The sequence below is a fragment of the Mesorhizobium loti genome (genome assembly GCA_014189435.1).
In the GTDB taxonomy this organism is placed as follows: Bacteria; Pseudomonadota; Alphaproteobacteria; order Rhizobiales; family Rhizobiaceae; genus Mesorhizobium; species Mesorhizobium loti_G.
Genome location: CP050293.1, coordinates 4,259,562 through 4,281,342, shown reverse-complemented (window position 1 = coordinate 4,281,342; position 21,781 = coordinate 4,259,562). Strand labels below are relative to the sequence as shown.

Annotated in this window: 18 protein-coding genes; 9 read left to right on the top strand and 9 right to left on the bottom strand. The window is 64.0% G+C overall.

The features are described 5' to 3' along the window. Positions 1 to 2 precede the first annotated feature (2 nt). The 8 genes from HB777_20925 to HB777_20890 all read right to left on the bottom strand — a co-directional run bounded on the left by HB777_20925 (position 3) and on the right by HB777_20890 (position 9,492). Complete coding sequence (locus tag HB777_20925) at positions 3 to 1,841, bottom strand: hypothetical protein (GenBank protein QND66131.1); 1,839 nt, start codon at positions 1,839 to 1,841, stop codon at positions 3 to 5. Beyond that, complete coding sequence (locus HB777_20920; protein ID QND66130.1) at positions 1,838 to 2,872, bottom strand: Gfo/Idh/MocA family oxidoreductase; 1,035 nt, start codon at positions 2,870 to 2,872, stop codon at positions 1,838 to 1,840. Before HB777_20920 ends, HB777_20925 begins: the two co-directional genes overlap by 4 nt. A 2-nt stretch (positions 2,873 to 2,874) precedes the next feature. Beyond that, positions 2,875 to 3,939, bottom strand: coding sequence for an ABC transporter permease (locus tag HB777_20915; protein ID QND66129.1), 1,065 nt, complete (start codon positions 3,937 to 3,939; stop codon positions 2,875 to 2,877). After that, entirely contained in the window at positions 3,932 to 5,488 is a 1,557-nt protein-coding gene (locus HB777_20910) for a sugar ABC transporter ATP-binding protein (GenBank protein ID QND66128.1), read from the bottom strand. The genes HB777_20915 and HB777_20910 overlap by 8 nt, the downstream gene beginning before the upstream one ends. Further along, positions 5,485 to 6,129, bottom strand: coding sequence for a DUF2291 family protein (locus HB777_20905; GenBank protein ID QND66127.1), 645 nt, complete (start codon positions 6,127 to 6,129; stop codon positions 5,485 to 5,487). Before HB777_20905 ends, HB777_20910 begins: the two co-directional genes overlap by 4 nt. Positions 6,130 to 6,222: 93 nt before the next feature. Further along, entirely contained in the window at positions 6,223 to 7,164 is a 942-nt protein-coding gene (locus HB777_20900) for a D-ribose ABC transporter substrate-binding protein (GenBank protein QND66126.1), read from the bottom strand. Positions 7,165 to 7,669: 505 nt separating this feature from the next. After that, positions 7,670 to 8,497, bottom strand: a complete 828-nt coding sequence (locus HB777_20895; protein ID QND66125.1) for an NAD(P)-binding domain-containing protein — start codon at positions 8,495 to 8,497, stop codon at positions 7,670 to 7,672. A gap of 314 nt (positions 8,498 to 8,811) precedes the next feature. Continuing rightward, entirely contained in the window at positions 8,812 to 9,492 is a 681-nt protein-coding gene (locus HB777_20890) for a GntR family transcriptional regulator (GenBank protein QND66124.1), read from the bottom strand. Positions 9,493 to 9,815: 323 nt separating this feature from the next. Here HB777_20890 and HB777_20885 point away from each other — a divergent pair, with 323 nt between their 5' ends. The 7 genes from HB777_20885 (at position 9,816) to HB777_20855 (ending at position 18,323) form a co-directional block, all read left to right on the top strand. Then, on the top strand, positions 9,816 to 10,943 hold the full coding sequence (locus HB777_20885; GenBank protein QND66123.1) for a substrate-binding domain-containing protein: 1,128 nt from the start codon (positions 9,816 to 9,818) through the stop codon (positions 10,941 to 10,943). A 103-nt stretch (positions 10,944 to 11,046) separates the two neighbouring features. Then, on the top strand, positions 11,047 to 12,579 hold the full coding sequence (locus tag HB777_20880; GenBank protein QND66122.1) for a sugar ABC transporter ATP-binding protein: 1,533 nt from the start codon (positions 11,047 to 11,049) through the stop codon (positions 12,577 to 12,579). Continuing rightward, positions 12,576 to 14,660: an ABC transporter permease gene (locus HB777_20875; protein ID QND66121.1), complete on the top strand. Its 2,085-nt coding sequence runs from the start codon at positions 12,576 to 12,578 to the stop codon at positions 14,658 to 14,660. Before HB777_20880 ends, HB777_20875 begins: the two co-directional genes overlap by 4 nt. A gap of 13 nt (positions 14,661 to 14,673) precedes the next feature. After that, a complete protein-coding gene (locus tag HB777_20870) occupies positions 14,674 to 15,480 on the top strand; it encodes an SDR family oxidoreductase (protein ID QND66120.1) in 807 nt (268 codons plus the stop codon). A 10-nt stretch (positions 15,481 to 15,490) separates the two neighbouring features. Next, complete coding sequence (locus HB777_20865; GenBank protein ID QND66119.1) at positions 15,491 to 16,438, top strand: 3-hydroxyacyl-CoA dehydrogenase; 948 nt, start codon at positions 15,491 to 15,493, stop codon at positions 16,436 to 16,438. Next, positions 16,435 to 17,397: a 3-keto-5-aminohexanoate cleavage protein gene (locus HB777_20860; protein ID QND66118.1), complete on the top strand. Its 963-nt coding sequence runs from the start codon at positions 16,435 to 16,437 to the stop codon at positions 17,395 to 17,397. The genes HB777_20865 and HB777_20860 overlap by 4 nt, the downstream gene beginning before the upstream one ends. Positions 17,398 to 17,444: 47 nt before the next feature. After that, on the top strand, positions 17,445 to 18,323 hold the full coding sequence (locus HB777_20855; protein QND66117.1) for an SMP-30/gluconolactonase/LRE family protein: 879 nt from the start codon (positions 17,445 to 17,447) through the stop codon (positions 18,321 to 18,323). A 148-nt stretch (positions 18,324 to 18,471) separates the two neighbouring features. Here HB777_20855 and HB777_20850 read toward each other — a convergent pair whose 3' ends face one another. Continuing rightward, positions 18,472 to 19,233 (bottom strand): GntR family transcriptional regulator, encoded by a 762-nt coding sequence (locus HB777_20850; GenBank protein ID QND66116.1) that lies wholly within the window; start codon positions 19,231 to 19,233, stop codon positions 18,472 to 18,474. Between the two features lie 149 nt (positions 19,234 to 19,382). On the opposite strand from HB777_20850, the gene HB777_20845 reads away from it, so the two are divergent. Beyond that, positions 19,383 to 20,630 carry a mandelate racemase gene (locus HB777_20845; protein QND66115.1) on the top strand — a complete coding sequence of 416 codons (1,248 nt, stop codon included), beginning with the start codon at positions 19,383 to 19,385 and terminating at the stop codon, positions 20,628 to 20,630. Positions 20,631 to 20,691: 61 nt separating this feature from the next. Continuing rightward, entirely contained in the window at positions 20,692 to 21,780 is a 1,089-nt protein-coding gene (locus tag HB777_20840) for an ABC transporter substrate-binding protein (GenBank protein ID QND66114.1), read from the top strand. The last annotated feature ends 1 nt before the right edge of the window (position 21,781 follow it).

Here is a 21,781-nt window from a genome sequence, read left to right as displayed (position 1 = left end):
CTTCAGCCGAACCGGGTGATCGCGTAGGGCGTCATCACGAGATGGCCTCGGCCAAAAGCCGAAATGTCGACCTGCACATCGTCCGCCGTCAGGTTCGCCAGCCACACGACAGTCTCACCCGAGGCGGAGCGTCCAGCCAACGCCAGCACCTTGGTCTCATCGCTCGTCCTTGCCTCCACATGCGCAAGGCCGGCCAGTTCGCAAAGTCCCCTGATGGCCTGGAAGAGAGGCCGGCGTGATCCTTCCGCGACAGGTTCTCCGGATGATGCCAGCACGCCGAAAGGCCCTGTGAAGCCGGAGAGCGTGAGCTGTTCCAATCCGGCAGGCGCGACGCGTGCGGCATAGCCGATCGTCCATGCCGCCGCGAACAGGCCGGCATGGCGAGGATCGCTGTCGGCCATGGCGATGCGCTGTCCCCCGGGATTGGGCTTGGTCGCGCCGCCATAGGGGTTCTGGCGCATGGCAATCGTCGACGGACCGATCCGGTAGGGCTTTGCCCCGAAGATCGCCCGTGCCGATTGGGTGATGAAAGGCAGCGCCTCCAGCGACTGCATGATGCTGAGATCGTCGGCGGCGTGCACGATCGGGCAGGTGCAATGGGTGACGAAATCGAGCTGGTCCGCCGGCACGCGCTTGCGGTTGAGTTCGGTGAAATAGCTGAACATGCCGCCGCCGAGGCGGATGTCGGGGAAGGCGCGCCGCGCCGCGGCATAGACCTCTTCGAGCGGCGGACACTCAGGCCACGCGCTGCCCGGCGGTGTCGACTGCCGGTCGACCGAGGGCGACACGGCAATGGCCGAAAGTTTCAGCCCGGCCTGACGTACCAGGTCGGCGACGCCTGACAGCTCGGCGTCAAGATCGCCAGCGCAGGCAACGACGCATTCGAGGGTCGCCTGCACCGGATAGGCGGCGGCAAGTTCTGCAAAGGACTGCAATGCGTCGAGCCCGTGGCCGCGCGTTGGGTCGTAGTGGAAGATCAGCTGTTGTGGGCCGAGTGTCGTCAGCGTGGAAAGGTTCGCAAGCGCTGTCTCGACATCCTCTGGATAGATGACCACGCCGATATCCGGCAGCCTCGGTCCGGCTTCGCCGAGTTCGGCACGGACTGGCTCGGCGGTTGTCAGGGCAGCCGCAACGCTCGCGTCGCCAGTGATGCTCAGGCTGATCGTCTGGCGCAGGGGTTGGCCGGCAGGCAGCACATAGGGCCATGGCAGCGCCAGCGGCCGCACATAGGTCTTGTAGGAGGCATCCGACCAGTTGCGCTGGTCCTCCATCTCGAATGTATCGCCTTCCATCCGGCATTCGGCGGTGACGCCAGGCCGAACCTGATGGGTGATGGCGCGGATATCCTTGAAAGGTTGCCAGGGGTCGATCAACTCGGGAAGTTTTGTTGCCACCACGTGGCCGTCTGTGTGCTCGACCGTGACCGGGCTGCCGGCCAGCCCGGCGATAGGATGCAGGATGCAGAAGCCGCAGCGGTTGGTTTCGAAATCGCTTTCGGGCAGGGCGCTGACGTCGAAGACCAGTCGGCCATCGGCTGAGCCATTGATGGTGGCGCGGAAGCCGAGCCGGCCTCCATCGGGGTCCACGCAGCTTGCCGAATAGCCGACCGAAAAAGCGTCGGCACCCTGGTCGATGATCAGGTCCGTCAAATTTGGCTCATAGGTGCCCCAGTCGCGGTCACGCACGATATAGGCGATGGCTCGCAGAACCTCGGTGCCGCCATGTCGGATGGTGCGCAGATTGCCGTTGACGAAGTCGGCGGTAAGCGCGCCCGCGGTGAGTCTGACCGGTTCGGCCTCGACCATACGCGTGCCGTAGAAGAGGAAGGCGTCGGCGGTCATTTCAGCAAGACGTCGAGTTGCACCGGTTGACGGCTGGCAGCACCGGCGTAAGCCGCCTCAACCAGCGCGAACGTCTTGAGATTGTCCGCGCCCGAGGTCGCCGGTTCGATCCCTTTTGCCAGGCAGTCGACCCAGTGCTGCTGGATGGCGACGACGCTCTCCTGAATGTTGTGCCAGGGCCGCGACGCCCAGGGCAGCAGCGGCGGCGAAACGTCGGTGACGGCCGTGCTGCCCTTGCCGGTGACGGTGAGCCGGTACCCCTGCGCCAGCCGGATCGTGCCGTCGCTGCCGTCGATCTCGATCAGCGTTTCGGGAAACGGCTCGGTGGCGAGCTTCGTCGCGTAGCTGCAGTCGACCACCGAGGTCGCGCCGCTCTTGTGGTCCATCAGCATGGTCGCCACATCCTCGCCCGCGATACCGGGATTTATGCGGGCGGTTCGCGTGGTGATGACAGACACGTCGCCGAGCAGGAAGCGGGCGATGTCGAGGCTGTGGATGCCGAGATCCTCGATGATGAAGCGCTTTCCCGTCGCCAGATAGGGCTGGCCGGAAAACACGTCATAGGCGGAACGGAAGGAGATGCGCCCGAAGAAAGGCGTGCCGATCTCGCCGCTGTCGAGCACGGCGCGCACCGCCTGGATCGGCGATTGCCAGCGAAAATTTTCATGCACCATCAGCGGCACGCCGGCTTGCGCGCATGCCCTGACCATCGCCTTGGCGTCGGCCAGCGTCGGCGCGAACGGCTTTTGGCAGATCACCGGCACTTGGTGAGCGGCCGCCATCTCGACCAGCGGGCGATGGCTGGGCGCGGTGGTGGCGATGTCGACGAAGTCGAGGCTCTCGCCGGCAAAAAGTTCCGCCGCATCGGTATAGCGCTTGGCGATGCCGAACTGGTCGCCGACGATCCTGAGCCGTTCCGGATCACGGTCGCAGATGGCAACGATCGAGGCGCCTGCTACGTCGCGCCAGGCATGCATCTGGTTGACGGCAAAGAAGCCGCAGCCGATCAGCGCTCCTCGCAGCTCAGCCATGGTCAACCTGCCTTTGCCATCTGCATCAAGGTGACACGTTGCTGAAGCCGGCGCTGCGCCTGGTCGACGACGACGGCGACGATGATGACGAGGCCCTTGATCACCATCTGCCAGAACGAACTCACACCCATCATCACCAACCCGTCCGAAAGAATGCCGATGACGAAGGCGCCGACGATGGTGCCGCCGATCGTGCCGCGGCCGCCCGACATCGAGGTGCCGCCGAGCACGGCCGCCGCAATCGCGTTGAGCTCGAAACTCTCGCCTGTCGCCGGATGCGAGGCCATCAGCTCGGACGAGATGATCAGGCCGACGATCGCCGCGCAGAAACCGGAGAACATATAGACGAACATCTTCACCATGTTGACACGGACGCCCGAAATCCGCGACGCCCGTTCGTTGCCGCCGACGGCAAAGATGTGGCGGCCGAGCGGTGTGTATTTGGCGAGATAGGCGGCTCCCAGGGCAACGACGATCAGGATCCAGATCGCCACCGGCAGGCCGAGCAGCCGGCCGGCACCGAGGAAACCGAAGCCGGTGGTGCCCAGCTCCGGCTTGCCGACGAGGTTGGGGAAGGTGCGGCCGTCCGACGACAGCAGCGCCAGGCCGCGCGCGACATAGAGCACGCCGAGCGTGGCGATGAACGGCGCGACGTTCAGCCTGGTGATCAGCAAGCCGTTGACAGCGCCGATCAATATGCCGACCGCCAATGTGATCAGCGCAATCTCGAAGACGTTGAAATAGATGGTGTAGCCGATCTGCAGGTCGATGCCGTTGAGCACGAGGTAGCCGGCCACCATGCCGCACAGGCCGACGATCGAACCGACCGAAAGGTCGATGCCGCCCGTGATGATGACGAAGGTCATGCCCATCGCCAGGAACGCGTTCAGCGCCACATGCTTCGACATCAGGATCAGATTGGCGGTCGACAGGAAATTCGGCGCCGCGATCGAGAAGAAGACCAGCACGGCGATCAGCGCGATGAAGGTCCTGAGCTTCATCAGCGTCAACAGCACCGAGCCGCTGGAAGCGGAGGGAGCGGCCGCCTTGGCTGGGATGTCAGTCATGGGCGGTGCTCTCCGTGTGTAGGGCCGGTCCATGGCCAAGCGCCGATGCCGCGACGAGTATCGCCTCCGTCGCGTCAGTGCGGTCGAACATGCCGGTCAGTTTTCCGTTGCTCATCACGGCGATGCGGTCGGACAGCGCCATCACCTCGTCGAGATCGGAGGTTGCGAACAATATCCCCAAACCGTCACGGGACAGTTTGCGCATGGTGCGGAAGACGTCTGCCTTGGCGCCGACGTCGATGCCTCGGCTGGGCTCGTCCATCAACAGCACCTTGGGTTCGGTGAGCAGCGCCTTGCCGATCACCACTTTCTGCTGGTTGCCGCCCGACAGCGACGACACTTCCTGCGCCGGGTCCGCGACCTTGATCGCCAGTTCCCGCACCATCTGTGTCACCGCCTGCCTTTCGTCGGCGCCACGGATATGGAACAGGCGGGCAAATCGCGACAGGCTGGCCAGCGTCAGGTTGCTTGCGACCGAAAGGATCGACACCAGCCCTTCGCGCTGGCGGTCCTCGGGGATCAGTGCCAGGCCGCGCCGGATGCGCCGCGTCGTGTCGCGCTCCTTGATCTTTATGCCGCCAATGAAGATCGCGCCCGTCGAATGGCCGTGGCGGCCCATGATGCAGTCGAACAATTCGCTGCGTCCGGCGCCCATCAGGCCGTATATACCGAGGATCTCGCCGGCGCGCAGCGACAGCGAGACATGGTCGACGGCAAGCCCGCCGGTGGCGCGCGGCAGGCAGATGTCCTCGGCGCGGAAGATCTCCTCGCCCGGAAGATGGCCGTCGGCCTTGGCGAAGTCCTTGGCGTCGGAGCCGATCATCTGACGAACGATCCATTGCGTATCGACGTTTTTCATCTCCTCCTGGCCGGTGATGCGGCCGTCGCGCAGCACGGTGATGTAGTCGCCGATGCGGATCAGCTCTTCCAGCCGGTGCGAGATATAGACGATGGCCACGCCGCGCGCCTTGAGGTCGGCGATCACCTTGAACAGGATCTCGACTTCCGCAGCACTCAGCGCCGATGTCGGTTCGTCCATGATCAGGATGCGCGCGTCGAGCGAAACCGCCTTGGCGATCTCGACCAGCTGCTGCTGGCCGATGCGCAGATCCTCGACCAGCATGTCGGGCCGTATGCCGGCTTGCAGGCGTTCCAGAAATTCCGCCGCGCGGTTCTCCTGTTCCTTGCGGTCGATCTTGCCGAAGCGGTTGGTGATCTCCCGGGTGGCGAAAATGTTCTCGGCGACGCTCATATTGCCGAACAGGTTCAGCTCCTGGAACACCATGCCGATGCCGCGGTTCACCGCATCGCCGGACGAGGAGAAGGAAACCTCTTCGCCCTCCAGCAGGATGCGGCCGGCCGTTGGCCGTTCGACACCGGCGATGATCTTCATCAGTGTCGATTTGCCGGCGCCGTTTTCGCCGACCAGCACGTTGACCGCGCCCTTGCGCACCTCGAAATTGGCGCGCTTGACCGCGACGGTACCGGAATAGACCTTGGACACGTCCTCCAGCTTCAGGATGATTTCGGGCTTAGCGGTAGCGCTCATGGCTTCGGCCCGATCTCGGCCTCCGCCGGCGTCACCAGCGGCAGGTCCTGGCCGCTGCCCAGCGTATAGGCGCCCAGCACCTTGGCGCTGTGGCCCTCCAGTGTCTCGCGCGGCAGCTTGGACAGCACCGTCTTGTCGGCGTAGCTGTTGAACGCCTTGCCGAACTGGGCGAAGTCGATCTGGTTGGTGAAGTCGTTGAACTGGATGAAGTCCAGGCTGTCGCGCAGCGCGGTGCCGCGCACCGCCGGTCCGATCTGCACCCGCGCATCGGCCTTGCCATCGCCGTCGACATCGACGTCGATCGTCGCCGCGCGAGACTGCGTGTTGGCCGCGACGATCTTGCCTTCCAGGCGAACCGCGAAAGTCCACGGCGAGTTCGCCTGCTTGTTTGGATTGCCGTATTTGGCGCCGGCAGCCGCTGCATCGGTCGTCGCCAGGCTGTGAACCTCCGGAAACGGTCCGGCTTTCTGCTGGAGATAGGGCACGACCTTCGCCGCCCAAATCTCCTCGACCATCTTGTCCGGATTGAAGGCGGGAGCGTTGTCGCCACCTCCCGATTTCGTCGGCAGGATCTTGCAGGCGGTCAGGCTGATGCCGACCATCACGGCAAGGATCGGCCAGTTCGGCTTGGTGTTCAGCATGGTGGCCTGTCGTTCAGCATCGTGGTCGGCCCACGGAAAAAGGCGACGAGGGGCGAACCGAAATTCACCCCTCGCTGTTCAAATCACGCCGGCTCAGTTCGTCAGCGCGAAGGTCTCCAGCTTGGCGGCATTGTCGCCATTGACCAGGACGCAGTCCATCAGTTGCTTTTCCTTGGCCGGCGACGTCTTGTTCTTGATGAAGTCGTTGGCCTGCTCGACCGCCATCTGCGCCTGCGCGAAGGCCGGCTGCAGCACCGTTGCCTTGATGCCGCCCGAGGTGATGGAGTCGCGCACGTCATTCGATCCGTCGAAGCCGACGACGATGACGTCCTTGCGGTTCGCCGCGGCAAGCGCTGCATAGGCGCCCATCGCCATCGTATCGTTGCCGGAGATCACGCCCTTGATGTCGGGGTTGGCCTGCAGGATCGATTCCATCTTGGAATAGGCTTCCGTCTGGCTCCAGTTGGCCGACTGCTGGGCGACCATCTTCAGGTCCGGATAGTCGTCGATGACGTCGTGATAACCCTTGGAGCGGATGCCGGCATTGGTGTCGGATTCCTTGCCGACCAGCTCGACGAAATTGCCCTTCTCGCCCATCAGCTTGACGAATTCCTGCGCGCCGAGCTGGGCGCCCTGGTAGTTGTTGGAAACGATCTGTGCCACGGCGACGCCGGTGGCGTTGATCTCGCGGTCGATCAGGAAGGACGGAATGCCCGCGTCCTTGGCCTTCTGCACGGCGGCGACGGTGGCGTCGGCGCCGGCATTGTCAAGGATGATCGCCTTGGCGCCGCGGCCGATCGCGGTGTCGATCAGCTCGGACTGCTTGTTGGCGTCGTCGTCATGGACCAGCACCAGCGCCTCGTAGCCGAGTTCCTTGGCCTTGGCTTCCGCGCCGACGGCTTCCGCCTTGAAGAACGGATTGTCGTGCGAGGGCGTGATGATGGCGATGAGATCCGCCGCGTAGGCGGGCACTGCAGTGCCAAGCGCCAGCATGCCGGCGAAAGCCGCAAGCGTCATTCTGCGTGTGAGTTTCATGAAGTCCTCCCGTTGAAAACTCGTGTCTCGATAGATCGAGACCACTGTCTGCGTTGAATTGGCCAAGCAGCGCGGGCCACGGATCGCCTCGCGTTCAAAAGCCGTTTGCCGGCTTGCCCTGAACGGATCGTCGCTCCCCCGCCGTCCTCCACTCGTTCAGGCTTCGAGCTCCCTGCGAAAACCTGTTGATCCGAGCCAGTGAACAGCTAAGCCAACTGGTATGATGAGTCAACCACAAATTCAGATGATATGTACCTGATGAGGTCTTCCCTTCTCCCCTTGTGGGACCCGAAGGGCGGGCGAGACCGGTGGCTCGCCCCGGGGTGCCCGAGCGAAGCCCGGTCGGATAAGGGACGCTGGACGGATCGCTACGTCGAGAACATAAGCATCTAGAATCGTTTGGTTTTTTGATGCCGTGTTTCCTCCGGAACCCCGCATCCGTCTTGGCGCCACGCGCCAATCCACCTTCTCCCACAAGAGGAGAAGGGAAAGGCGTCTGCCTCCCTCAGGTGATGCGCTGAATGCTGGCGGCGATCTCTTCCGGCTCGAACACGCGTTTCCAGTCGTCACGCATCAGCACCGGCTTGCCGAATTCGATCGCCTTGTTGCAGGCGTCCGAGAAGACGCCCTTGGTCTCGCCGAAGATGACGGCGCCGAGCACGTTCATATGGCCGAGCAGGAAGTCGAGCGCCGCCTGCTTGTCGACGCCGCGTGCCACGACTTCGTCGACAGCTTCCTTCATGATAACCAGCAGCGAGGCGCACACCGTCTCCGACAGACCGGGCTCCAGCAGCGCCATCTGGTCGACGGTGACGCGGTGCGAGCGCATGACCGGCGCCCAGATGATTTTCGCGATCGCCTCGCCCTTGGCGTAGTCCTCCTCCGGTCCCTGCATCAGCGCGCTGACCATATGCTGCTTGGCCTTGACGCCGCCGAAATAGTCCTTCTTGGCAGCCATGTCGGTCTCGTCATTGAAGATCGGCGGATGGCAGGGATGGGTGACGAAATAGGTGAGGTCCGGCCGCTTCGGCAGATGGCCGGCGAAAGGTGCCGCCGCGTCGAGCACCACCACCATCGTGCCCGGCGCCAGCTTGCTCTCGATGCTGGTCGCCACCTTGCCGATATGCGTGTCCGGAACCGCCAGGATCACCACATCGGCGCCCTTGAGCGCCTCGTCGGCACTGACCGTATCGAAACCCAGTCCGGTCTTCAGCCGTTCGCGACCGGCATCGCTGACCTCGACATGGCGTATCGTGTAGGGCGATCCGCGAAAATTGGTCGATAGGCGGTAGCCCATTTTTCCGCCGGCACCGAACAGCGCAATCGTTGTCATCTGGTCACTACTCCTGATCTCAGCCGACGGTATCGCCCGTCGTCAACTTATCAACTGGTATAATCACGCTACCAGATTTTGGCAATCCGATAATGACCATGCGGGTGCAGGTCAAGCGCGCGCCGCGTCATCGCCTGCCGCCCGGCAAGCTCCAGCACAAATTGCTCCGTGAACAGGACCTTGGATGGCGCGCTCAGGGATACGATCTCTAGATCGGCCCGAAGAAGCCCGCACTGGCCGCTAAGTGCGCATGGGCGCTGCTCTGCCATCACCAGAGATAAACCGGCATGTGATCGGTCGTCGGAGGCCGGGCGCTACTTCAAAAGATCGACCAGCACGTCGAAAGCGGCGTCGATGTCAGCGCGGACCGCGGCCCTGACGGCCTCCGCGTCCCGGTTTCTCAATGCCGCGAACATCTCCTGATGGTGTTCGTTGGCGGTCGAGTAGTTTCCCGAATCGTGCAGCATGTTGAAGTAGGGGCTGATCTGCAGCCACAGGTTCTCGATGATGTTGAGCATGTTCTCGGAACCGGCCGCCCGATAGATCGAGAAATGAAAGGCGTAGTTGGCGCGCAGGTAGGATTTGACGTCGCCGGCGGCATTGGCCTGTTCGAGCGCATCCAGATGCTGGCGCAACTGCGCCACGGCCTGGTCGTCCATACGCTCCGCCGCCCATGCGGCCGCGATCGCCTCGATCTCGAACCGGACATTCCTGAGGTCGATGAGGCGTGCGCGGCTTAATGCCGGAATGCCGATCGACCGGCCTGAAACCACCATCAGCGCGTTGGCCGCCGTCAGGCGCCGCAACGCTTCCCTGACCGGCATCGGGCTGACGCCAAAAGCGTCGGCAAGGCTCTGAACCGTGACCATCTCGCCCGGCACGATGGAGCCGTCGAGGATCAGTTCGGTGACATGGCGATAGACCCTGTCCTGCAGGGTTTCCCTGGACAGGGGTGTGATCTCGACCCCCGGCTTCCTGTACGCCGACCCAGCCATCTCCCGTCAACCTTCCCGCCCAAGGGCGACGCTACCGCCAGAGCAATTCCAGGAAAAGTGTGAAACGGTTTTCCATCCGGAATTGCGCCAAAGCAAAGAGACAGAGTGGTTCCGGGTTTCACAGAGACGCGGAACCACTCTGGTGTCCGGAATGCAAGGTTCAAGGTGCCGCGTCAAGCGCTCACGACTCCCCGGTTTTGATATCAAGCGATTTCATCATTGATCTTTGATCAAATCATGTTACGGTCGCCGGCATCGAATGACAAGGGTTACGTTCGTGCCCTTGGGAGGCATTCGGTCGTTCGGATCGGGAGGAGTTTCATATGGGTATCGGATTGAAAGTCCGGCGGCTCGCGCTGCTGGCCGGCATGGCTGTATGCGCCCTTGGGCTGTCGGCCGCGCAGGCGGCCGAGAAGCACAAGATTTTTCTCAGCATGAGCTACATCGGCAATGACTGGCAGGCGGAGGCGGCCAACATGGTCAAGGCCATGGCCGCGCACAAGAGCCTGGCCGACAAGGTCGACCTGCAGGTCCAGGTCGCCGGCCCCAACGCGCAACGCCAGATTCAGCAGATCAACGCCATGGTGCAAAGCGGCGCCGAGGCGATCGTCGTGTATCCGATCTCGCCGACCGCGCTCAATCAGGTCGTCAAGAATGCCTGCGACAAGGGTGTGAAGGTCTTTGCCTACGACGCCGAGATCACCGAGCCCTGTGCCTACAACGTCCACATCGACCAGCTGGAAGCGGGCAGGGTGACCGCCGAATGGCTGGTCAAGAAGCTCAATGGCAAGGGCAACATCATCGCCATCACGGGTGTTCCGGGAACATCCGTCGATGATCAACGGACAAAGGCCGCCAAGGAAGTCTTCGCCAAGTATCCTGACATCAAGATCGTCGGCGAGGCTGTTGGCATGTGGAGCCAGGCGGTCGCCCGAACCGAGCTTTCGAAGATCCTGGCCACCCGCAATTGGGACGACATCAACGGGCTGTGGATGCAGGTCGGCTGCTTCACCGCCAACTCGATGCAGCTCGAGGCCGGCAAGAAGACCAGCGAACTCCTGCCTTGCGCCGGCGAAGGCTCCAATGGCGGCCGCATCCAGATGCTGCCGGAGGGGACCGAAGTCGAAGGCGCGGCGCCGCCCTATGCACCGGCGGGCGCGCAACGCATTTCCTATGCGTCCCCGCCCTATTCCGGCGCGCTGGCGCTGAAGCTCGCCGTCGAGGCGATCGAAGGCAAGGACGTGCCGAAGACCACCATCCTGCCGCTGCCGGTCGTCACCAATGAGACGATCAAGCTGTGCGACGAAGGCACATGGGCGGAGATGAAGGCAGGCTGCAACGCCTTCAAGCCGTCGCTGGTCTCCAATCCCGGCTGGTTTGCCTCGATCTTCTCGGACCAGACACCCGAGGTCGGCCTCGCCGCTGCCCTCGTTGGACAGCCGGAGAACTGAGCCTCTCAAGCCAAATCGCGACGATGCGCTGACGTCTTGTCCACGCATCGTCGATCCGCGCTAATGCGTGGCGCCCAAAGTGTGCAGCCCGGCGATCGAGGACATGACAGAACATACCGCGCTTCCCGCCATCGAGATCGACGGCATCAGCAAGGCGTTCGGCCCGACCGTCGCACTGGACGGCGTGTCGTTCGCGATCGCGCCTGGCAGCGTCCATGCACTGCTGGGTGAAAACGGAGCCGGCAAGTCGACGCTGGTGAAGCTGCTGTCCGGGCTGGTCCGGCCGAGCGAGGGGCATGTCCGTGTCTTCGGCAAGGAGATCGCCTACGGCGCACCGCGCGCCGCACACGCGCTGGGCGTGCAGACGGCGTTCCAGGAGATGACCCTGGTGCGCGATCTCTCCGTGCTCGACAACATGCTGCTGCCTTATGCCCCCGTGGGCGTCTCCGGCCTGATCCGGCGCAGTGCCGCCCGCAAGGCTGTCCGCCGCCACATCGACGATCTCGGTTTTTCCGTCGATCTCGACGCCGAGGTGAGCGAGCTCGAGCTTTCGGTGCGCCAGAAGATCGAGATCGCGCGGGCCGTCTATCGCAAGCCGCGCATCCTGCTGCTCGACGAGCCGACATCGACGCTCGCCGGCCGCGACGTCGACTGGCTGGGCGACATCATCGCCAGGCTGAAGGCAGCAGGCACCACCATCGTCTTCATCACCCACCGCATGCGCGAGGTCCGCGCCTTCTGCGACACGCTGACGATCCTGAGGAACGGCCGCCACATCGTTACCGCGCCGGTTGCCGACGTCTCGGATGGCGACGTCATCGAAAAGATCATCGGCCGCAGCATCGAGCAGACCTTCCCGCCCAAGCCAGACGGCGCCCAGGCCTTCGGGCCGCCGGTTCTAGGCGTGCGCGACCTCAAGGTCGGGCGCAAGCTCGACGGCGCCGGCTTCGACCTTCGCAAAGGCGAGATCCTCGGCGTTGCCGGATTGCAGGGCATGGGCCAGCAGGATCTGTTCCTGGCCTGCTTCGGCATGGCCGAAATCATCCGCGGCCACATCCTCGTCGATGGCCGCAAGGTTTGGCTCGGTTCGCCCGCCGATGCCTTGCTGCCCAACATGGCGATCGGCCTGGTGCCGGAGGATCGCAAATCCGAAGGGCTGTTCCTGAAACTGTCGGGCAGCCAGAACGCCACGCTTCCCGTGATATCGCGCTTCACCCGCCTCGGCCTTGTCGACGCGCAAGCCGAAACCCGCTCCGTCGAGGCGGCATTCGCTACTGTCGAGGTCGACCGCCGCGCGCTGTGGACGCGGGCCGGTGCGTTTTCCGGCGGCAATCAGCAGAAGATCGCCATCGCCAAATGGCTGGTGGCGCAGAGCCGCATCCTGCTGTTGTTCGATCCCACCCGAGGCATCGATGTCGGCACCAAGCACGAGCTTTATGTGATGATGCGAAACTACGTGGCTTCGGGCGGTTCGATCCTGCTGCACTCGACGGAGATTCCCGAACTCGTCCACCAATGCGACCGGGTGCTGGTTCTCTACGACGGGCGTATCGCGGCCGAACTCGAAGGCGACGCCATCACCGAGCCTGCCATCATGCGCCCGGCCCTTGGTCATGCCGGGGAAGCCGCCGCATGAGCCGCGCAGCAGCCTCATCCCCTGTTCCCAGTGGCTTCGGTCTGCGGCGCGCGCTGATGCGCAATCGCGGCGCACTGATCGCCGCGGCTGTCCTTGCGATCCTGCTTTTCATCGTCGACTGGATCAGCGCCGGGCCACTGACCTATTTCGATGTGTCGTTCCTGTCGAGCGGCGGCGCGACCTCCGCGCTCGCGGCGATCGGCCAGACCATCGTGATCCTGTCGGGCGGCTTCGACCTGTCCGCCGGCGCGGTGATATCGCTGGTCAATGCCGTGCTGGCATCGAGCATGGACCCGATGGCGCCAGGCGCCAGCATCATTTTGTGGACTGCCGTCGGCATCGGCGTCGGCATGGCCGTGGGCGCCTTCAACGGCTTCTTCATCGCGGTGCTGCGCATGCAGCCCATCGTGGTGACGCTGTCCACCATGTTCATCCTGCAAGGCGTGACGCTGCTGGTGATGGACAAGCCTGGTGGCTTCGTGTCGCCCGATCTCGGTACCTTCTATCTCGGCGACGCGATCGCCGGCTGGCTGCCGATGCCGCTGGTGGTGATCGGCGTCGTCCTGCTCGCCTGGTTCTGGCTGAAGGGAACCCGCTTCGGCACGGCACTTTATGCGGTCGGCAGCGATGCGGAGTCGGCTCTTGCCGTCGGCATCAATGTCGTGCTGGTCCGCTTTGCCGTCTATGTGATCGCCGGCGGCTGCTATGGCCTTGCCGGCGTGTTCATCAGCGCCCAGACCGGCAGCGGCGATCCGCTGGTCGGCAATCCGCTGCTTTTGTCGATGTTCGCGGCGGTCGTCGTCGGTGGCACGCGTCTCGGCGGCGGGCAGGGCGGCCCGGTGGGCTCTGTCTTCGGCGCCTTTATCCTGATGATCGTGGTGAACATCCTGCTGGTGCTCAATGTGTCGGCCTATTATGCGACCATCGCCGAGGGCACCATTCTGGTGCTGGCGGCGCTTGCCGGCTCCATTTCCCACGCATCGGTGCTTGCCGTGCAACTGCGCGCCGCGCGCGCCCGGCTTGCCGCCTGGCGCGCCGGCATATTGCCCGCGCAGCTCGAGCGCGTGGACCGGCGTCTCAAGATCACCGAACCATCGCCTGGCCAACGCAGTCCGGCATCGCCGCGCCCAGCTTTCCATCTGCGCAACGCGGAGGCGCTGCGCTACGCGCTGCCGGCCTATGTCTGCTTGCTGGTCATCGTGGTCGTCACGCAGATCTGGCTCGGCCGCGCCATCCTCAATCCGGGCTACTGGAATTCGCTGCTGGTGCTGTCGTCCTTCCTCGCCGTCCTGGCGCTAGGGCAGGGAACCGTCATTCTGACGGGCGGCCTCGATCTCTCCGTGCCGTGGACGATCGGCATCTCCGGCATCATCCTGGCCGGCATGGTCAACGGCTCCGATGCTGCCCTTTTCTACGCCTTACCAGTCGTGCTGGTGATGGCCTGCGCCATCGGCTTCGCCAATGGTTTCGGCATCGTCTATCTCGGCATCTCGCCGATCGTCATGACACTCGCCACCAACGGCATCCTGCAAGGCTGCGCGCTGCTCTACTCGCAGGGAACACCCGCCGGGTTTTCCTCACCGATGCTGCGCTGGGTCATGACGGCCAGGCTCGCCGGCCTGCTGACACCGATCGTGCTGCTGATGGTCGTCTTTGTCGCGGCGGCGGTGCTGCTGCTGGGGCGCACGCCGTTCGGGCGCCGGGTCTACGGTATCGGCAACGGGCTGCGCGCCGCGCGACTGTCGGGCATCGGCGTCGAGCGCACGCTGATCCTGGTCTACATGCTCTCGGCCGTCTGCGCTGCAGTTGTCGGCATCATGCTGACCGGCTTTTCGGGACAGGCGAGCCTCGGCATGGGCGACGACTATCTCTTGCCGTCGATCGCCGTGGTGGTCGTCGGCGGTGCCCTGATCACCGGCGGCCGTGGCCACTATCTCGGCATGCTCGGCGGCGTGTTGTTGCTGACGGCATTGCAGATGCTGCTGGCCGGCACCACGCTTCCCTACGCCATGAGGGCAATTCTTTACGGGCTGGTCGTTCTGGGCGCCGTCATGGCGCTGCGTGAACGGCGGCTGCAATGAGAAGGACAGGACCATGAGCACAAGGGCGCCGGTTTCGGCGGACGAATTTCTGACTGGGCTGAAAGGCCAGCGCGTGCTGGTGACGGCAGGCGCTGGCGGCATCGGTTTTGCCATAGCCGACACGCTGTCGCGGCTCGGCGCCCGCATCGTCGTCTGCGACGTTTCCGACGAGGCGCTGGCCGCTGCTCCCGGCAAGATCGATTTGGTCGCCGCTGTGAAGGCGGATGTTTCGCGCGACGATGACGTCGACCGGCTGTTCGAGGCGGTCGAGAAAGAACTCGGCGGGCTCGATGCGCTGATCAACAATGCCGGCATTGCCGGGCCGACCGGCGGTGTCGACGAGATCGATCCGGCCGACTGGCGGCGCTGCATCGACATCTGCCTGACCGGCCAGTTCCTGTGCGCCCGGCGTGCCGTGCCGCTGATCAAGGCAGCAGGCGGCGGCTCGATCGTCTCGATGTCGTCGGCCGCCGGCCGCCATGGCTACGCCTTCCGCACGCCCTATTCGGCGGCCAAGTTCGGCGTCATCGGTTTCACGCAGAGTCTCGCCAAGGAGCTCGGGCCGCATGGCATCAGGGTCAACGCCATCCTGCCCGGCATCATCGAGGGACCGCGCATCGAAGGTGTCATCTCGGCGCGCGCCAAGCAGGTCGGCATCAGCCACGAAGAAATGACGGATCGCTATCTGCAGAACATCTCGCTGCGCCGCATGACCAGCCCCTATGATGTCGCCGCGATGGTCGCCTTCCTGCTCTCCGATGCGGGCATCAACATTTCCGGCCAGTCGCTCGGCGTCGACGGCAACGTCGAAACACTTTGAGGAACAATCCATGGCCAATGTCGCGATCGTCGGAAGCGGGTTCATCGGGCGGGCCTGGGCGATCAGCTTTGCCCGCGCCGGCCATGATGTGCGGATGTGGGACCAGTCGCCCACTGCCACAGGCGGCGCCCGCGACTACATTGCGGGTGTGCTTGGCGACCTCGCTCAGAACGACCTGTTGCGCGGTCAGTCCGTCGACACCGTGCTCGGCCGGATCGCCATTGTCGCCGAGCTGGCGGAGGCGCTGGCTGGTGCGGTCCATATCCAGGAGAACACGCCCGAAAACCTTGAGGTGAAGCGGGAGGTGTTCTCCCTGATCGACAGTCTTGCCGACCCGCAGACAGTCATCGCCAGTTCCACCTCGGCGCTGCTGCCGTCCAAATTCACCGACCATCTGCAAGGACGGCACCGCTGTCTGGTCGTGCATCCGATCAATCCGCCCTATCTCATTCCGGCGGCTGAGGTCGTGCCGGCGCCTTGGACATCTGCTGACACGCTGGAAAGGACCCGCGCCTTCCTCATCGACGCCGGTCACGCACCGTTGGTGATGAAGCGCGAGCTTGACGGCTTCATCATGAACCGCCTGCAAGGCGCATTGCTGGAGGAGGCTTTCCGGCTTGTCGCCGACGGCTACGCCAGCGTCGAGGATGTCGATATCGGCATCCGCGACGGACTGGCGCTGCGCTGGTCGTTCATGGGTCCGTTCGAGACCATCGACCTCAATGCGCCCGGCGGCGTGCGTGACTATGTCGAGCGCTATCAGTCGATCTATTCGAACATTTTCCCGCAGATGCTGCGCCGGGTCGACTGGGCGGGCGAGGTGATGAAAACAGTCGAAGCCGACCGCCGCGAACGCTTGCCGCGCGAAAACCTCGGCGAGCGGCAGGTGTGGCGCGATCGCCGGCTGATGGCGCTGGCGGCGCACAAGAAAAAATCGGACCAGGAGTACGGACAATGAGCGAAACGAGCCGCAAGCCCGGCGCCCAGAAGACTAGGGGCAAGATCATCATCACCTGCGCGGTGACGGGCGCCATCCACACGCCGACCATGTCGCCCTATCTGCCGATCACGCCGGACCAGATCGCCTCGGAGGCGATCGCCGCTGCGGAAGCCGGCGCCGCGATCCTGCATCTGCACGCCCGCGACCCGGAAACCGGCAAACCCGACCAGACGCCGGAGGCCTTCGCCCGCTTCCTGCCACGCGTCAAGCAAGGCACCAACGCCGCCATCAACATCACCACCGGCGGCAGCCCTTACATGAAGGTCGAGGAGCGTGTGCGCCCGGCCGCCCAGTTCAAGCCGGAAGTCGCCTCGCTCAATATGGGTTCGATCAATTTCGGGCTCTATCACCTGGCCGACAAATACGAGGCCTTCAAGTTCGACTGGGAAAAGCCCCATCTGGAAGCGACGCGCGACCTCGTCTTCCGCAACTCCTTCAAGGACATCGAGTACATTCTGGCGACCTGCTACGACAATGGCACGCGCTTCGAGTTCGAGTGCTACGACATCGCTCATCTCTACAATCTTTCCCACTTCGCCGACCGCGGGCTGGTGAAGCCGCCTTTCTTCGTGCAGTCGGTGTTCGGGCTGCTCGGCGGCATCGGCACGCATCCAGAAGACGTCGCCCATATGAAGCGCACCGCCGACCGGCTGTTCGGCGACCAGTTCCGCTGGTCGGTGCTGGGCGCCGGCGCCAGCCAGCTGCGCATCGCCGCGCAGTCGGCGGCACTTGGCGGCAACATCCGCGTCGGGCTGGAGGACAGCCTGTGGGCGGGCAAGGGCAAGCTTGCCAAATCGAACGCCGAGCAGGTCTTGCTGGCCCGCAAGATCATCGAGGGGCTCGGCATGGAGGTGGCGACGCCCGACGAGGCGCGCGAGATACTGTCATTGAAGGGCGGCGACAAGGTCGCTTTCTGACGCGGCCCGACCAATCGCTGCGTGACGCCAATACCGAGGAGGACGGCATGAAGATCGAAGTCGTTGTGGACGTGAAGACCACGCTGGGCGAAGGACCGCTGTGGGACGTCGAACAGGAACGCCTGTACTGGATCGACAGTTTCGACGGGCGCGTGTTTCGCGCGACCGCCGACGGGCGCGAGATCCGGTCATGGGACGTGCCGATGAAGATCGGCTCGATGGCGCTGCGCAAGGACGGCAGCGGCGCTGTAGTGTCGCTGCAGCGCGGCTTCCATCTGCTCGATTTCGTCACCGGCGATGTGACGCTGATCCACGACCCGGAGCCGGACCGGCCGATGAACCGGCTCAACGACGGCAAGGTCGACCGGCGCGGCCGCTTCTTCGCCGGCTCCATGGATACGATGGAAGAGGGGCCGTCCGGCGGCCTCTACAGGCTCGATCCGGATTTCTCCGTCACCAGGATCGATTCCGGCATCATCTGCTCCAACGGTCCATGCTGGAGCCCTGACGACCGCACCTTCTATTTCGCCGACACCTGGACCGGCGAGATCTGGGCCTATGATTACGACATCGCCACCGGTGCCGCCACCAACCGGCGCACCTTCGTGCGCGTCGACACCAGCCGGGGCGGTGCGGCTGACGGCTCGACCGTCGATGCCGAGGGCTATCTGTGGAATGCGCTGGTCTATGACGGAAGGCTCGTGCGCTACGCGCCGGACGGCAGCATCGACCGCATCATCGACATGCCGGTCAAGAAGATCACCAGCGTCATGTTCGGCGGGCCGAAGCTCGACACCCTGTACGTCACCTCGATGGCCAAGCCGCCGCTGCCGCGTTTTCCCGGCGACGGCGTCTTGCGCGGCAGCCTGTTCGCCATCACCGGCCTTGGCATCAAGGGCGTCGCGGAACCGCGCTTCGGCGGCTGACGCGAAGGATTGGAGCGAGCTCTTGAAGTTGGTTGATCAGCACAATGAGTGGCTCGTGTGAGAGGCGTCAGTGCGGCGGCGCCCATGCGGACGCGTGCCGATCTGGGCGGCTCCTCACCCAATGACGATTTGAGCGGCGGTCAACGGATCACTGGCCAAACAGATCCGGTCGGGCGACGTTCAGCCGTTGCACCGTCCGCAGCACTTCGCGCAGATGCGCCGCCATGCGCGCGCCTGCCTGTTTTGCCTCGCCGGTTTCCACGGCTTCGAAGATCGCCACATGCTGGGCGAGCAGCGTTTCGAGGTGCCCGGGCTCGGGCAGGCTCAGATAGCGCACACGGTCCATCTGCAGCTTGACCACCTGGATCACCCGCCAGCTCTTGGGCAGGCCGGCCTCTTCGCACAGGCTGCGATGGAAGCCCTCGTCTAGCTCGAGGAACAGCTCGCGGTCGCCCTCGGCCACTGCCTTGGCCTGCTGGGCAAGGTTCACCCTGCCTGCCGCGATGAACGCGCTCGAGCCGTGGCCGGCCAGTCTCTGCACGACGGAGACTTCAAGCGCCTCGCGAATGAACTGTGCTTCCTCGACGTCACTCAGCCGGATCGGCGCGACGAAACTGCCGCGCTGCGGCAGGATGTCGATGAGCCCTTCATCGGCAAGCCGGATCAGCGCCTCGCGCACCGGCGTGCGGCTGACACCGAGCTGCTGGGCGAGATCCTGTTCGCTGAGCGCTTCCGACGGCAACATCGCCAGCGTCGTGATGGCGCGGCGCAGGCGCTCGTAGATCTGCGGCGAGATCGGCATGCGGTTGTTGACCGGCTCCAGCACCCGCGAGGGTTCGCGCTGACCGGCGTTCTTCAGCCTGGCAGCATTGCCTGAAAACCTGGTCGCCCCCGAAAGCTTGGTTCCCATGACGAATCCGTTGCTGTGAATGGCACTGCACTGCTCAGGTCATGACACCGCGCAGGCCGCAACTCAAGCGCCAAGCAAGATCGAGGCATCATTGACATACTACCATGGTAGTGTGTATGACGCCATTCGGCCAGGGGAGAGGAGCCGGCATGAAGATCACGGACATCAAGGCGACCACCGTCACCGTTCCGCTGGAAGCAGCATTGCGGCACAGCAACGGCACGCATTGGGGGCGCTTTGTCCGCACCGTGGTCGAGGTCGAGACTGACGAAGGCATTCTCGGCCTCGGCGAAATGGGCGGCGGCGGCGCGGGCGCCGAACTGGCCTTCGCCGGATTGAAGCCCTACCTCGTCGGCCACGACCCTTTCGATCTCAACCGCATGCGCTACGCCATCTGCAATCCGACGGCATCGCTCTACAACAACCGCACGCAGCTCCACGCAGCGCTGGAATTCGCTTGCCTCGACATCATCGGCAAGAAGCTCGGCGTGCCGGTTTACCAATTGCTTGGCGGGCGCGTGCGCGACCGGATCGGCTTCGCCTCCTATCTGTTCTTCCGTTATGCCGACCGCCGCAATGGCAAGGGCGAGGTCCGCACCATCGAGCAATTGCTCGACCATGCCCGCGCGCTCAAGGCCGAGCACGGATTTGGCGCCCACAAGCTCAAGGCCGGTGTGTTTCATCCCGACTATGAGTTGGAGTGTTTCAGGGCGCTCGCCGCGGAATTCCCTGCCGACACGCTGCGCTACGATCCGAACGCGGCACTGTCGGTCGAAGAGGCGCTGCGTTTCGGCCAGGCCATCTCGGACCTCAGGAACGACTATTTCGAGGACCCGACCTGGGGCCTGGCCGGCATGCGCCGCTTGCGCGAGAAGCTTTCCATCCCGCTGGCCACCAACACCATCGTCATCGATTTCGAACAGCTCGCCACCAATGTGCGCGACCCTGCCGTCGACGTTATCCTGCTCGATACCACCTTCTGGGGCGGCATCCGCGCCTGCGTGCGCGCCGCGCAGATCTGCGACACGTTCGGCCTCGGCATTGCGGTGCATTCCTCTGGTGAGCTCGGCATCCAGCTCGCCACCATGCTGCATCTTGGCGCTGTGCTGCCCAACCTCGTCTTCACTGCCGATGCGCACTACCACCATCTTGCCGACGACATCATCGTCGGCGGCAAGATGCGTTACGAGAACGGTGCGATCGCGGTGCCGGAGGCGCCGGGCCTCGGTGTCGAACTCGACCGCGACAAGCTTGCAACCTATGCCGAGCTCTACCGCTCGCTGGGCGGCTATGCCTACGACCGCGATCCCGGCCGTCCGGGCTGGTATCCGCTGCTGCCCAACACGAATTTCGCCGACCATCGAGACGCCACCGTGCCCGATCTCGGGCTGGGGTGAAATTTTTCGTTCGAAATGGTCGGCGGGAGGACGCTATGAATTTCAACAGGAGGAGAACGAAATGAGCAGAACCAGAACAGCTGGCAGAGCCTTCCTTATCGCGGCGCTGCTTTCCTGCACGACCCTTGCCACGACAGGCGCGCGGGCCGATGACGGCGTCGCCAAGGGCGACACGTCGGCCAAGAAGATCGCCTTCAGCAATTCCTACGCCGGCAATTCCTTCCGCCAGGTGATGATCAAGAGTTTTGAGGAGATGGGCGCCAAGGCCGTGGCCGACAAGCAGGTCGCCGCCACCGCCGTCGTCAGCTCGAACAATTCGGTGACCGAGCAGGCGAGCCAGATCGAGAACTTGATCCTCCAGGGCTATGACGCGATCATCGTGCTTGCCGGCTCCGACACCGCACTCAACGGCGCCATCAAGGATGCCTGCAATGCCGGCATCACTGTCGTCGCCTTCGCCAGCGGCGTCACCGAACCTTGCGCCTATGTCGTCGACTACAACCTCGATTCCTATGCCAAGGCCGAACTGGACTTCATCTCCAGCAAGCTCGGCGACAAGCCGGCCAACATCCTCGAAATCCGCGGCATGGCTGGCGATGGTTTCGACAAGCGCCTGCATGAAGGCGTCGAGAAGGCGATGAAGGCGCACGCCAGCTATAAGGCTGTCGGCGAGGTCTATGGCCAGTGGACGGCGACCGTGGCGCAAAAGGAAGTGTCGGGCATCCTGCCATCGCTGCCTCAGGTCGATGCCGTGCTGACTCAGGGCGGCGATGGCTATGGCGCGGCGCAGGCATTCAAGGCCGCCAACAGGCAGCTGCCGATCATCATCATGGGCAATCGCCAGGACGAATTGGCACTGTGGAAGCAGGAGCATGACGCCAGCGGCTACCAGACCTTCTCGCTGGGCGCGACGCCAAGCGTCTCGCAGGTCGCGTTCTGGGTTGCGCAGCAGATCCTGGCGGGCAAGCAGGTGCCGAAATTCGTCGAGGTGCCGCTCTTGCAGATCAACCAGCCCGACCTCGACGCCTGGCTGAAGACGGTTCCCGAAGGCGGCGTCGTCAATGCCGAATATCCGCAGGAACTGGTGGCCAAGATCATCGACGCCAACGTAAAGAAGGAGCCTCTGCCGGGCGTTCCCGCGCCGAAATGAG

Excerpts from the sequence above, each read along its gene's own strand:
- HB777_20925 (QND66131.1), bottom strand. The coding sequence starts at position 1,841 with ATGACCGCCGACGCCTTCCTCTTCTACGGCACGCGTATGGTCGAGGCC.
- HB777_20920 (QND66130.1), bottom strand. The coding sequence starts at position 2,872 with ATGGCTGAGCTGCGAGGAGCGCTGATCGGCTGCGGCTTCTTTGCCGTC.
- HB777_20915 (QND66129.1), bottom strand. The coding sequence starts at position 3,939 with ATGACTGACATCCCAGCCAAGGCGGCCGCTCCCTCCGCTTCCAGCGGC.
- HB777_20910 (QND66128.1), bottom strand. The coding sequence starts at position 5,488 with ATGAGCGCTACCGCTAAGCCCGAAATCATCCTGAAGCTGGAGGACGTG.
- HB777_20905 (QND66127.1), bottom strand. The coding sequence starts at position 6,129 with ATGCTGAACACCAAGCCGAACTGGCCGATCCTTGCCGTGATGGTCGGC.
- HB777_20900 (QND66126.1), bottom strand. The coding sequence starts at position 7,164 with ATGAAACTCACACGCAGAATGACGCTTGCGGCTTTCGCCGGCATGCTG.
- HB777_20895 (QND66125.1), bottom strand. The coding sequence starts at position 8,497 with ATGACAACGATTGCGCTGTTCGGTGCCGGCGGAAAAATGGGCTACCGC.
- HB777_20890 (QND66124.1), bottom strand. The coding sequence starts at position 9,492 with ATGGCTGGGTCGGCGTACAGGAAGCCGGGGGTCGAGATCACACCCCTG.
- HB777_20885 (QND66123.1), top strand. The coding sequence starts at position 9,816 with ATGGGTATCGGATTGAAAGTCCGGCGGCTCGCGCTGCTGGCCGGCATG.
- HB777_20880 (QND66122.1), top strand. The coding sequence starts at position 11,047 with ATGACAGAACATACCGCGCTTCCCGCCATCGAGATCGACGGCATCAGC.
- HB777_20875 (QND66121.1), top strand. The coding sequence starts at position 12,576 with ATGAGCCGCGCAGCAGCCTCATCCCCTGTTCCCAGTGGCTTCGGTCTG.
- HB777_20870 (QND66120.1), top strand. The coding sequence starts at position 14,674 with ATGAGCACAAGGGCGCCGGTTTCGGCGGACGAATTTCTGACTGGGCTG.
- HB777_20865 (QND66119.1), top strand. The coding sequence starts at position 15,491 with ATGGCCAATGTCGCGATCGTCGGAAGCGGGTTCATCGGGCGGGCCTGG.
- HB777_20860 (QND66118.1), top strand. The coding sequence starts at position 16,435 with ATGAGCGAAACGAGCCGCAAGCCCGGCGCCCAGAAGACTAGGGGCAAG.
- HB777_20855 (QND66117.1), top strand. The coding sequence starts at position 17,445 with ATGAAGATCGAAGTCGTTGTGGACGTGAAGACCACGCTGGGCGAAGGA.
- HB777_20850 (QND66116.1), bottom strand. The coding sequence starts at position 19,233 with ATGGGAACCAAGCTTTCGGGGGCGACCAGGTTTTCAGGCAATGCTGCC.
- HB777_20845 (QND66115.1), top strand. The coding sequence starts at position 19,383 with ATGAAGATCACGGACATCAAGGCGACCACCGTCACCGTTCCGCTGGAA.
- HB777_20840 (QND66114.1), top strand. The coding sequence starts at position 20,692 with ATGAGCAGAACCAGAACAGCTGGCAGAGCCTTCCTTATCGCGGCGCTG.